The sequence below is a fragment of the Sporosarcina sp. FSL K6-6792 genome (assembly GCF_038004885.1).
Taxonomy (GTDB): Bacteria; Bacillota; Bacilli; order Bacillales_A; family Planococcaceae; genus Sporosarcina; species Sporosarcina psychrophila.
In genome coordinates this window covers 4632538-4645392 of record NZ_JBBOSA010000001.1, presented here as the reverse complement: position 1 = coordinate 4645392, position 12855 = coordinate 4632538, and the positions used below count along the sequence as shown (strand labels likewise).

Here is a 12855-nt window from a genome sequence, read left to right as displayed (position 1 = left end):
CTTGCCCTTTAAGGGAGTCTTCCAGCGCAACGAGTCCTTCGACTGCGGTCTCGATTGCTTTCATTTCATTTTCCAAACGATTTAGCATGGTATTATTCCGCCGCAAGCCATCGTGGAATGGGCTGATATTTACTACTTTCATAGCGCCATCGGTATATATGAAAAAGGAACCTATCAAATACATAAATCTGTATCTTGACTTTGATAGGTTCCAAGGAGTTTTTATTGTTGAATTTCTTATGAAGTTTAGTAAAGCCTACATCATTTTATATGGAAATTTTTGTAGTTACATCCAGTTCATTTTTCCATATTTACACTATCCTTGTAATTACATGGACTACAATCACCGGAAAAAACATGATTGTTATAAAGTTTCACAATTGAATGATTGACAGGTACCTGATGCTGATTAACCACATTTCAGGTGAAGTCATGTCGACAAATCTCCTTTGATAGTTTGTTTCATATTCTCTAGTTCTTTGTTGGTCGCCGGCTTTCTACGTGTGTCTCCATATTCCTCTTCATTTTTTTGTATTCTGGACAACAATTTTTACCACAAAACTAAAACCTCCTACTAGATTATTTGCCTGGAGGATAAATATCACCTATAGCTAAATTCATAAGTTTGCTAACCTTCATAGAATTTAGGTTAAAACATGTAAGTATTTTAACCATAAAAACCTATGTAAATAAAAGACCTTGAAAGGTACTTAGCCTATCCAGGTTAACATTAACATATTCTTTTTTTCAAATACTTCCCTACTTTATAAGCCTACTCCTCAATTAAATCTATATAATATTCATTATCGTTGGGAAATTTCTTGAAGAAATCCTCTAGCGACTCGGCTATTTGAATATCAAAATAAAATACCGGATTATTTACTATTTGCAAATCTAATGATATATATACACCTTCGTTTACTTCAAAGAAAATAAGTTTATCTTCATCATCATAAAGTTCATCGAGATCTGGGTCAAATTCAAAAATACCTTCTCTTAGTCTAAAATCTGCTGCAGTCCCTGGTCCAAGTATCCTATTTATCGCATTTGTACTTTGACCTTTAATAAAACCATAACCAACTTCTAAATATAATTGTTTTAAATCATTTGGGAAACTGATACCCATCCTATGCTCAGCTTTTAAAATATCATCTTCAGGTACCTTATAGGTTTTATTTTCTAAATCATTTATAAGTTCGAATTCCGCCATATATTTACCTCCTTGGGAATAGTTTTCCTGATGGTGCTCCTTTTCCATGTCTGGGGTCGATTTCCGTACCTTCAAGATTGGCCTGATCACTGTTCTCTACTTCCACTAAAAACGTAGAGGTTTGTTGATCGACGGCTGTTTTCAATCCACTTTTCAGTGTAATTGTCGCCCACTGTTTAGACACAAAATGGACGCAGGTGAGCCCTTCCTTGAAGAGTCTTCCGATATCTTCAAGCCATGTCTCCATGATGGAAAGGTCATTCTCTATCGTTATCAAAGCCCTCGTCTGGTTCGCATCAAAGTAAGCGCCAAATACTCCCCACCTTCTAACCTCTTTAGTGTTATGTGATAATCACATTAACATCAATGGTTAGGAGGTTTTTTCATGACAAGAGACGAACGGCGAGCCATGTGGCAGGTGCGGATTGACACATTTAAAGCGAGTGGTGAGTCCAGCGTCACGGCCTGGTGTGCTACAAATGATATCAGTGTCCAAAGTATATGCATGGCTTAAAAAAGAAGGGCATAAAACAGATACAGTAAGCACAGCTCATTTGATTAGGGGTTTCCGCTTTTTGAGCGAGTGTATCAAATGAAATCCACTCACAAGGGGATGTTGGCTGTGAAGTTCAATACCTTCTTTGCCGTCCGAATAAAGAGGTAAATATACTTTTCGACACGATTAAAGAAAATACCTTTAGGGTTGGGGAAGGCTGCGAAATGTGAGTTCAATATGAAAAAATCTTGACTGAGCGGTTAATATTCGTTCAATCAAGATTTTTTAATTATTGTTCGTTATCGTTTTCATTCTCTTTTTCTTCAATTGATTGTAAATACTTCCTTAAGAATTCTTGGTCGTCTTCATCCTCAGGTATACGCCCTAGGTACTTATACTTCCAAATAATTCGCCTTTCATAATCATCTGCTTCCGATAAATCCTCGTAGTCATAGTCAATCTTTAATTTACCTTCACCGTTAAAAATAAATGTGAGATTTGTCCAAGGTTCCTGGTTATTATTTTTAAATTCATACCAAAGTTTTTCTAAACCTTCTAGTAGTTTATACCACAAATCATCATAGACCTCTTCCCCTATATCAAAAAGCTGCGAGATATTATGGCTATGAATTGGAGAATCGTCGTTTTCTGGATAATAATAGAAGTATGCTTTACGTACATCTTCGTTTATTTCACCATATACAAATACTTTTGACCACTCTTCTGGGATCGTTTCGACCACTGTTTGAGCAATATCTTGGTAAATACGACTCAACTTATTTTCATCCATCATTATTTACCTCCTGGTTTATTTTTCAAGTCTGCAAACTCCCAGTCTTTATTCCCAATCTTATACCCTATTTTAAAACTATGAAGCCAACTTTATTCCTCCTCTGATGGATACCACGGATGCACAGACTCTACTGTTTTATCATGTGCCATATTTCTACCCACTTTACCTCCCCTGTATATACGTTTTTCCCCATGCAAAAACACCATCGACAAATGTACTTTTAAAAAATGTGACATTTATCAATGGTGTTTTATGTCACCTCAGTAATTCAGCATAGTCCAAGCATTATCCTTCCAAACCAACATTTTTTCTGTTTATATCAAGCACATCTGAAATACCAAACTCATCGAATTTCCCCATTAAAAAGTCATGCCCATTGTGTAATGCGATCTCTCTTTCTTCTTCATAAATAGGGAGTAACGTATAAAAATTAATTATTCTATTTTCCGTATCTAAAATACTACCCATATCTTCAGATTCACTTACCAAAATACATGATAACGCTGTAGTGGCTGCAAATGGCATTGGCGGTTCCCCATTTGGAAGAATAACCCCTTCACCTAACCAACCATCATATTTATGCGGAATGTGCGCAACCATTCTCAGCCACTTCAAAGGCCAATAATGATCTTTGTTCTTCATTTCCTCTTTACTGATTGGCGAATTTGCAGGTAATTTCAGGACTAATTCGGCGTACTTAAATTCCTCACTGCCTTCTGAATCATCCATTGCAACATCACTCATCCCAGTTGTCACAAGAGTTATAAAATCATGTTCTTTCGATGGCAGTATCACTTGAACATTAACCGCTACCTTACTGCCAGGGATGATTTCACTGATTGTGTGATCAATAGGGCCAAACTGTTCAGTTATATAATCTAAAATCTCCGTTGTTTCATATTGCCTAGTATCCTTATATTCTTCTTTTTTATCGGGATCCAATAAATCAGCAATTACCTTTTGCCCACGTTCATGCGCAAATGCTAATGCACCCATATTTTTCATAGATTCTCCTGTGTACTTCACATGAATATCAATTCCATTTTCAATCAGAAGTTTTACAATATCTATATGTCCACCCAGAATTGCAGAAAATAAAGGATTCCTTTCTGGTTCGCTCACATCCAATTCAGCCCCACAGGACAATAAATATCTCACAATTTCAATGTGTCCATCTGAAGCCGCTTCATTAATTGCTCCACCACCAAGTATAGCACCGCGCCTATTTATGTCAGCACCTAACTCTATAAGTTTCTTGACTATTTCAAGCTTTCCATGTGTGGCTGCTACATGAAGAAAAGTTCCAAATGTTGTCACCAAATTCAAGAGTTCCATATCTGAACCAATTAACTCGACTACTCGTTCGACATTATTTTGCTTGATAGCTGTACGTATTTCTTTAGCTAGTTGTATAATTTCCATATTCCCACTATCTCCTTTGAGCGGCTATACGACCTAATCGTTCAAGTATTTGAACGATATCATCCCGGTCACCGCCACTATTTTCCACTTCTTTAATCTTATCTACAACATTTCGAAGTGCCGTAATATCATGTTGACCTTTTATATTTGGTGCCCAAGTCAAATTTTCAAGGCCGTAAATTGGGTCTATATCATATTCTCTTAATATTTCTTGTCCTTCCTTAACAAGCTCTTGTTGAGCTTTTCCATTACCTCTCTTAAATAGAATGTGATGTGCGTGGTGATTCTTCATTTCTTCTGGTGGATCATCTTTGTGTTTTTTCAAGAATTTACCGAAGTCGAAGTTATCGATGTTAACATCTTTGTCAGCATCGATAGTATCAATAGTTTCTCCATTATTACTCGATGCACCTTTACCCGTACCCTTACCCTTACCAGTAACATTTTCAACTTTCTTAGGACTTATCCACTTCACAATTGAAGATTTTCTAACAAGTCTAATACCCGCGTTACCCGCTTTTATCGCTGGCCCAAAAGGGGTAATCGAGGCCATGGAAAATCCCTTGGCCATGTAGGAACTATCGGGATCCGTGATTGTTTTTAAGTCATCCAGGATTAAGAAGTTAGCTACTCCCAACCCGGCTTTATCAATGAGGCTCAGTTCTTTGGGTCCGTAATCCTTTGAAACACGAACGAGTCCTTGGTTCATCATGATGTATTCGCCCGTATTCGGATCGATTGCGTAGTCATTCACAGGATTACCCACATGTTGTTCTTTTTCCATTGCGGCATAGAGTGCTTTCATCTGCTCATCTTCAGAAGTATTTGCCCCTACTAGATTGCCAGGTTCATCACCGGATCCTTGTCCCCCATTTACGCCGTCCATCCCGGCAGTTCGTTGTGCTAAATCTGTCTGAAGTGTATTTTTCGATGATAATGCTGCCCATTTATCCATCGGAAAGTCGATGGCCGTCACACCGTCAGTGAACAATCCTTCGATATCAGAAATCCATGTTTCCATCGTCTTCAGGTCATTCTCTATCGCTATTAAAGCCCTCGTCTGGTTCGCATCAAATTCATACAAATCGGCAATCGTATGATCCCGTTTCCTCCGCGCATCCCGAACCCCCTCCTGCACATCACTATCATTCAGATGTGGAAGGGCAACGATATCGGCGACCTGATTCATAATGTCGTTCGCTTCGTCGGTGAGACTGCTTGTCAGTTGTGAAATTTCTGTAAGTCCGGCTTCAACTTCTCCTTCAAGGAATGTTTCACGGATGAACCCGTTCATATCTGGCTCCAATGCATCGAGTGCGGAATCCATTTGGGTGAGGACATTTACGTAATTGCTTTTGAATGTCATGAAAAACTGTAAGAACGGCAGGTGGCACTCCGCATAAAATGCACGGATTGCATCTCCTCCTTGTCCTTTCAATGAGTCTTCCAGCGAAACGAGTCCTTCGACAGCGGTCTCGATTGATTTCATTTCATTTTCCAAACGATTCAGCATGGTATTATTCCGCCGCAAGCCATTGTGGAATGGGCTAATATTTACTACTTTCATAGCTCCATCGGTATATATGAAAATGAACCTATCAAATATATAAATCTGTATCTTCTCTTTGATAGGTTCCAAGGCATTTTATATTGTTGAATTTCTGATGAAGATCAGTAAAGTCTACACCATTTTCTATGAAAAGCTTTGTAAGTACATCCAGTTCATTTTTTTCATAATTACACTATCAGAAGTTATCTCGTTTAGAACTTGTCTACCGATTCGTTAAACAAATGATGCAGGCAGTAAATAAAGTAAATCGAATTGTTTCGGCGCTCAAGAGGGGATTCAAAAATCGACGATATTCCCGTCCGTATTAGTGCGCTTAAAAATCTGGATTCACTCATAAATACTAGCCTACAACTTCAAGCAGTCACAAAATATGAGGACAAGACAGCCTAACAGGCATGTTAAAGGCTGCTCCTCTCGCAGTTTCCATTAAATATTAAGTTTTTAAACTCCGCCTTTTTGGGATTGAATAATCTTACTCTTCCAAACTATTTCTTCATCGTCCTTAAGAACCTAGCAAAATAGTAAATGAAAAGTAATCACATTTTAATTATTTTTTAGTATATCACTTATAGAGGTTTCCCTATCTCCTTTTAAATCATAAAAGCCTAGATGAATCCCCTCTTCGTATAACCAACACAAATCAGTTCCATAATGAGCATCAAAAACCTCTAAGATTACGGGAGAGATTCTATAAATAGATTCAGCATTTAATACTATAAAATTATCTGCATTACTAATATAATTATCATCATCGATCGTAGAATATAGATTCCATCCATTTAATTGCGGGATAGGGCTTTTTTCTCGAAAAGAGTATCTAATTGGTAAACCTGAATTAATGTTTTTAGAAACTATAAATCCACCGTAATCACTATTTTTAATTTCCATTTTTAAACTCCTTTATAATTTCTACAACATCATTTAAGCGCCTAAGCATTTTCAATGGATAGTTTCAGTTACAATTTAATTAGCGGACTTTTTCAGTGTCCACGATTTCTCCAAAGGGTGTTTCTAGCGCTCTTCAATTAGATTCAACTCTTATTTTTCTATCCAACTTAGTGTACCCTATCCATACACCCTATTCTTGTTGTTTACCGTCAATCCAAGATAAAGAAGGTTTGTCAGTTATCGTTAAATTTCTGATAAAAATCAGTAAAGTCTACATTATTTTCTATGAAAAGCTTTGTAAGTACACCCAGTTCTTTATAGTGGTGCATTCGACACTAGGTATCCCCTCAACAAAAAACCTTGAAAGGGACTTGGCTATCAAGGTTTTAAAATCACATTATATATTAGGAATATCAACTAATTCACCTGGTGATTTACTAATAAGCAAATCTGGTATATTCGGGTTACTTTTTCTAATCCTATATATCTGAATTTTTGTTAATTCAGGTTCAAATGATATATTCCGTGTCTTAAAACCCATTTTTAATAGTTTATTATAAAGATTTAATAAAAAATCCTTCCACTCTTCTAATGCTGAATTTGAAACTCCCTCTGGATTTTCTAACATTTGAAATCCATCTGCGTAATGAAATATTAGTAATCCTGTTCCTAAATCACAATACTCATTTTCAATGAGTGCTTTTGGAACATCAAACCCACTATTCCAGTTATAATTTGCTGTAAAAAAATGGATCATTAGTGAATTGTCTACATTGCTTAATTGACTGATTAAATTATTTTTATCCGTATTATAAAGCAGTTCTTCCAGAAAAACTAATTTCTGTGTTGCCCATCAATTAAGTCTATTTTCCATACTTATAAGTGTTTTCTTACTCATAATTTGTAGTAGTAATAAAGTCAAAAGCATTAGTTGAAGTAATTTCATTGTTATACTCAAAGTTATATATCAGAATTACTGCATTATATGATTTTTTTAAGTCTATACTTTTCTTAAATTGTGGGATGATAATTTCTTCATACGAACACCCAGCTAATAATGTGAAAATATCATTACTACTATTCTTATAGACCGCTTTTTCTATAGTATCCTCATCTGTTTCATCCATATCAATATTAAAATCCATAAAAAATTTGGAAGGTACAGACTCGCCATCCTCATCATACGTTAAATCTACATACTCTCCTATAGAGTCCTCATCTTTAATATTACCTAACCAAAAAGAAACCCATCCTTGTTTTTCCATTATAGTATCCTCCTACTTTAATTTAAGACCTTCCGGTAAAGATGAAACCCCACCCTCTAGTCTATAATTAGCCCAATTATTAAGTCGTCTTACAAATGTATTATAGTTGCTAGAAGTATCTAGGCTTACTGGATAGGTTACACTTAGTTGGACAATCAAATTAAGGGCTAGTAGAATAATACACAAGAAGTGAGGAGATCTACTATGTCCGTAAAAAGAAGATCATTTTCTACAGATTTCAAAAAACAAGTGGTTGCCCTATATGAAAATGGGAAAAGCCGACAAGATATTGTCAAAGAATATGAATTAACCGCATCTGCTCTTGATAGGTGGATTACACAATTCAGGCAGTCAGGTTCTTTCTTAGAGAAAGATAATCAATCTCCAGAGGAACAGGAATTGATTGCCTTACGGAAGAGAAATAAGCAACTAGAAATGGAAGTAGATATTTTAAAGCAAGCAGCGCTGATCATTGGACGAAAATAGATGTGATTCAACAAAACCGTCACACCTATTCGGTATCAGCAATGTGTAAAGTCCTGAAAATTGCGCGTAGCACCTTCTATTATGACACTGAAGTATCCGCTCAAAAAGAACAAGTAAAGCAGGAAGAAGAACGCGTATTAAAAGAAAAGATCGCTAAGGTTTTCAATGAAAACCGACACGTTTATGGTACTCGGAAACTAAAAATAGAACTAGATAAAGAGACAGAAGGCCTTACAATCTCGAGACGCCGAATTGGAAGATTGATGAGCGAACTTGGACTTCAATCAAAATACGCCAAACCTTCCTATAAACCAATGGCAACAAGACCAAATGAAGAATCCGTTCGAAACGTATTAAATCGAGAATTTGAAGTGGACAAAGAGATGTCCGTGTTAGTAAGCGACTTAACATACGTAAAAGTAGGATATCGCTGGAGTTACGTTTGTTTCTTAATCGATCTATACAATCGTGAAATTGTCGGATGGAGCGTCGGAGCACAAAAAGACGCTACTCTAGTTCAGCGTGCCTTCGATTCTGTAAAATACCCATTGGGAAACGTGAACTTATTTCATACAGATCGCGGTTCTGAATTTAAAAACGTTGGTATCGATGAATTATTAAGTGGATACAAAATTAAAAGATCACTTAGCCATAAAGGGAATCCTTATGATAATGCGGTGGCAGAGGCAACATTTAAGATTCTAAAAACAGAATTGATCAACGGAGCACACTATCAAACCCTAACCAGCTGTCCCTTGAGCTTTTCGATTATGTCAATTGGTATAATAATATCCGTTCGCACAGTAAATTAGGCTACCTAAGTCCGGTTGCTTATAAAAAAATAGCCCTTAATAATATCGTTTGATTTAGTGTTGACATACCATACCCTTAAATTAGGTATTGTATCTGAATCAGGTACCTTAATTTAAGGATACTGCTTTAAGAGTGAGCTACATTGTTCATAGGTCTTTTAATGAACTGCTGAAAGCTATAGAGTAGCTTATAGTTTGTGAAAACTTGCAACTTCATTTAATCTATCCAATCCAACACCACTAACCACTAGTCTGCTCCTCTTTCGTGACGAATGAAATAGACCATGCCTTCATAATCGCTTCAAGAATTTAGTAAAAGGTACCTCTAGTTCACGCACAGTAGATTTAATAGTCACCGTTCTTCCCCCTTGGTATTATTAAATTGAGGTGTGACCATTGTCTTCAACTCCTTCTTTTAGTGAATTTGAGGATTCGTAGTTCAAAGATTGGCACTACTCCTATAACCTAAAAATAATGGTTTTCTAATTTACAACTATTTAACATTAAGAAAACCTTATTTTCATGCAACTTCTTTAATCCATTTCCCGAAAATATCTGACGGCATTAAATCTTTGGAATTTGAGTATTGAATATCATAACTATACTTTCCATTCAGAGAATTCTTTTCGACATTATAAGATAGTTTCATTTCAGTGGGCATCTCTCTATTAAACTCTTTAAATTTATCATGTATTTGTTCCAAGTCTTCTCTTCCAATCTTCATGAGGGTCTTTTGTCGTTCAATAGAAGTATCATAAACATATCCGGCGGAAAATTCATTTAACATATGCTTATGAACAATACTCCCATTAACTTTATAAAATACATTAAAATAATATGTTTCTGGTTCGTAGGAGCAGTAAATATATATCTCCTCTGCCTTTCCATTTACATATTCCAAGCAAATAGAAACCATATCACCTTGTAGTTCTGAAAAATAATCTTCAAATACTTTCATTTTATAAAAACACCTCTATCTCTAGTTTTTTATTGTAATAGCATCATATACACCGTCAATAGTGTCAATGCCCTGTCATAATTCCCTCTCCCATATAAAATGTAATCTCACCTATTTATCGTACTGTTCTAACAAACCGAGTATTAAAATATAATACCCTGAAAGTACAACCATCAGCCTTTATTTTTAAATAAACGGTTCTTTTCTTTCCACTGCAAATATACTTTATCTTTATTCATCTACATATATGCTTATATATGTTTATTTTCAACACCATAACTTTTATTATTTTGTTTACAATTCAATATATAAAGTTGAAACTGAACGTTTTAATACTCTACTCTATCTTAATTATCACCTGAAATCCTATCATCTAGCTTTTCTCTGTCTTCAGCAATTTGTTCATATGAACTAATAAGGTTACTAATATAATCAATTTGAACCTCTCTATCATCTTGAAACAAATGTATTGTAGCCCCCTTACTTATTACAGCTTCCATTGTTTTCTTAAAATCTTTTAATTCATCCGTATCAATATAATCACATTCTAGTACTACTTGTAACCGTCAAGGTCAAAACGACAGTTTCTGCTCGTTTGAAATGAACACTTTCGCTTAAAATATATGCTGCCTATTTTTCATTCGATAGCTATCACTATTCATGTGAATCACTTCGACACGATGTAACAGCCGATCTAGAATGGCTGTCATAATCCCTTGATCCCCCATTAACTCCGTCCATTGTTCTGGGCTCTTATTCGACGTTAGAATAATCGAACTTCGTTCGTATAGATAATTGATGAGCTGGAAGAATAGATTTGCCTCACGCTGATCCATTGCCATGTACATTAAATCATCAATAATCACTAAATCAGATGTTTGAAGTCGTTTCATTTGAACCTGCGATTTATGCGCAAATTCTTGGGTTTTCAGAAGCTGAATTAATTCTCCCATTGTCACAAAGTACACTTGGAACCCTTTATGAATAGCCTCTAAGCCTAACCCTATCGCTAGAAATGTTTTGCCAACACCAGGTGGGCCTAATAAGATTAAGTTGTATTGCTGCTCTAACCAGCTGAACTCTTGTAACTGTGTCAGTTGACGAGATGTAAGAGCTGTTTGCTCCTCTACTTGAAATTCTTGTAACGTTTTAATGTAGGGGAAGCGCGCCCATTTAATACGAATCCTATACTTTTTTCCTCGCGTTTGCCTAGCTCAAATGATGTGATAGCTTCCAAAAATTCTAAGTAAGTCCATGATTCTTTTTCAGCTTCGCGAAGGAGCTGCGGGAGCTCCTCTGCCGTTTCTGACAGCCGTAGCTGACGAAAATGATTCTGTAAGTCTTTCACCGTTTTATTCATGAGACAATCCCTCCTAGAATTCGTGTATACGTTTCTAAGGGGCGTGTTTCTACTTGAATATTCGTTGGAGTCATTGAAACATTCTGTTGCTCATGGAGTAGGGCTGATTCCTCTAGATTCGATTGCTTCAAGTAACGCACTACGTCTCTAAAGTCATTCGCACTATATAATTTTTCACGCATACACTTTTGAAGTGCTGAATCAATCCATTCGGGTTCTTCTTTAATCACCTTTTGTAGAATTATTAATTGATCTCTACGATAACGCACGTATTTCATACAAATTTCGTCCACATACATCAATGCGTCTTCTTGTTCTTCAAAATATGAAATGACGGTTTTCTTTAACTCTTCAATTCCTTTAGAACGGTCTCGGGTATGATTACGATTTTGAATAAGCTTTCCTTTTTCGCTACTAATTTGATGTTCGGCCAGCACTTCACCGTTTGACTGCTTACGAATAACCAACGTATCTTGTTGCTCACCTTGTATGTCTAAAACAACCTGATTCTCTGGTGATACTCCATAAGTTCCTAATGGAACTGAGTAACGGTTGGACGCAAAGCGAATCGTATTGTCCTTGCCTACATTTCTTGTTATAATATATGCATGTGTACTTTCATTTGAAAGTAGTGAAGAGACTGGTTCTAAGTGTTGCTTTTCGACGAGAAACACTTCGACTGGGCTCTTTTTTGTTGTGTTATGCACATTTTTATTTCCTGTGCGTTCCAACCACTGGAGCGCACGTTCATTCCAGTCCTCAATATCTTTAAAAACACGGCTGTCTGCGAAATTTCCCTTTATGTATTTCACTACATTTTCAATCATTCCTTTTGATTCAGGATCGGCTTTTCGACATAAATGAACACGGAACTTTTGATCTTTTACATACGCTTGGAATTCTGCTGTTAACACGATATCCCCAGCGTTTTCGCTGACTGATAGTAAGTGATCTTGGTCATACACAATTTCTTCCGTACGACCACCCAAAAAGCGAAAGGCATTTTCATGACAACGAATGGCATCCTTCGTAGTGAAAGGTCGGTCTTGCCACTCCATGTACTTATACCGCGAATGTGCTAAAACAAAGGCAATGAAGTATAATTTCACTTCTTTTTTCGTCGTCGTTTTCTGTCTTGTTTCTCCCCAATCCACCTGTATCTGTTTGCCCATCGGCTGTTCAGGAACGGCCTCATATTGCCTAACAATCGCTTTTTTCTCAATTTGATAAATCTCACGGATCTCTTTTACATAGGTACGAACTGTGCTTTCTCCGATTACCAAATCAGGATAGCGCTCGATTAACCAATCTTGAATTTGTGCTGCACTTAAATGTGGGTATTCTTCTAGCCATGCGACAACCCAATCCTTGTAGGGATCCAATTTCTTAGGTTTCTTCAAAGGATTCCCCAAATATTCTTGTGCTTCCTCAAATGACATATTCAAATACTTATAAACAGTTCCACGCGTTACTTTCAAATGTTTTGCAATCTGTGCAATCTTCATTTTCCGTTTGTATAGTTGCTGAATTTCGATGTATAACACTAACTTTTCCTCCAAGTCCTTACCTCCAGTAAACTAATAATCCTAGCTTAC

Annotated in this window: 11 protein-coding genes and 2 pseudogenes; 1 reads left to right on the top strand and 12 read right to left on the bottom strand. The window is 36.4% G+C overall.

Annotation, left to right across the window (positions count from 1 at the left end):
- The 9 genes from MKZ26_RS22440 to MKZ26_RS22215 all read right to left on the bottom strand — a co-directional run.
- Positions 1-142 (bottom strand): T7SS effector LXG polymorphic toxin (locus MKZ26_RS22440; protein ID WP_445683469.1); only part of this gene is annotated, 142 nt, incomplete at its 3' end.
- Positions 143-772: 630 nt separating this feature from the next.
- On the bottom strand, positions 773-1210 hold the full coding sequence (locus MKZ26_RS22250; protein ID WP_067210844.1) for an SMI1/KNR4 family protein: 438 nt from the start codon (positions 1208-1210) through the stop codon (positions 773-775).
- Between the two features lie 4 nt (positions 1211-1214).
- Positions 1215-1457 (bottom strand): hypothetical protein, encoded by a 243-nt coding sequence (locus MKZ26_RS22245; protein ID WP_067210846.1) that lies wholly within the window; start codon positions 1455-1457, stop codon positions 1215-1217.
- A 538-nt stretch (positions 1458-1995) separates the two neighbouring features.
- Positions 1996-2496 carry an immunity protein YezG family protein gene (locus MKZ26_RS22240; protein WP_340767578.1) on the bottom strand — a complete coding sequence of 167 codons (501 nt, stop codon included), beginning with the start codon at positions 2494-2496 and terminating at the stop codon, positions 1996-1998.
- A 288-nt stretch (positions 2497-2784) separates the two neighbouring features.
- On the bottom strand, positions 2785-3921 hold the full coding sequence (locus tag MKZ26_RS22235; protein ID WP_340767577.1) for an ankyrin repeat domain-containing protein: 1137 nt from the start codon (positions 3919-3921) through the stop codon (positions 2785-2787).
- Positions 3922-3928: 7 nt separating this feature from the next.
- Positions 3929-5488, bottom strand: coding sequence for a T7SS effector LXG polymorphic toxin (locus MKZ26_RS22230; protein ID WP_340767576.1), 1560 nt, complete (start codon positions 5486-5488; stop codon positions 3929-3931).
- 546 nt (positions 5489-6034) lie between these two features.
- The gene (locus tag MKZ26_RS22225; RefSeq protein WP_340742431.1) at positions 6035-6379 is read right to left on the bottom strand and encodes a DUF2185 domain-containing protein; all 345 of its coding nucleotides are present in this window, start codon (positions 6377-6379) and stop codon (positions 6035-6037) included.
- Between the two features lie 397 nt (positions 6380-6776).
- Entirely contained in the window at positions 6777-7136 is a 360-nt protein-coding gene (locus MKZ26_RS22220) for a DUF4274 domain-containing protein (protein WP_422397632.1), read from the bottom strand.
- Positions 7137-7269: 133 nt separating this feature from the next.
- On the bottom strand, positions 7270-7644 hold the full coding sequence (locus MKZ26_RS22215) for an immunity 22 family protein (protein WP_338656049.1): 375 nt from the start codon (positions 7642-7644) through the stop codon (positions 7270-7272).
- Between the two features lie 204 nt (positions 7645-7848).
- Between MKZ26_RS22215 and MKZ26_RS22210 the strand changes: the two are divergent.
- Positions 7849-8995 (top strand): annotated as a pseudogene (locus MKZ26_RS22210) (IS3 family transposase).
- A 467-nt stretch (positions 8996-9462) separates the two neighbouring features.
- Here the strand turns inward: MKZ26_RS22210 and MKZ26_RS22205 are convergent.
- The 3 genes and pseudogenes from MKZ26_RS22205 to istA form a co-directional block, all read right to left on the bottom strand.
- Entirely contained in the window at positions 9463-9900 is a 438-nt protein-coding gene (locus tag MKZ26_RS22205) for a DUF600 domain-containing protein (protein ID WP_340767575.1), read from the bottom strand.
- Between the two features lie 614 nt (positions 9901-10514).
- A pseudogene (gene istB, locus MKZ26_RS22200) lies at positions 10515-11260 on the bottom strand (IS21-like element helper ATPase IstB).
- On the bottom strand, positions 11257-12804 hold the full coding sequence (istA, locus tag MKZ26_RS22195) for an IS21 family transposase (protein ID WP_340767593.1): 1548 nt from the start codon (positions 12802-12804) through the stop codon (positions 11257-11259). Before istA ends, istB begins: the two are co-directional and overlap by 4 nt.
- Positions 12805-12855 lie beyond the last annotated feature (51 nt).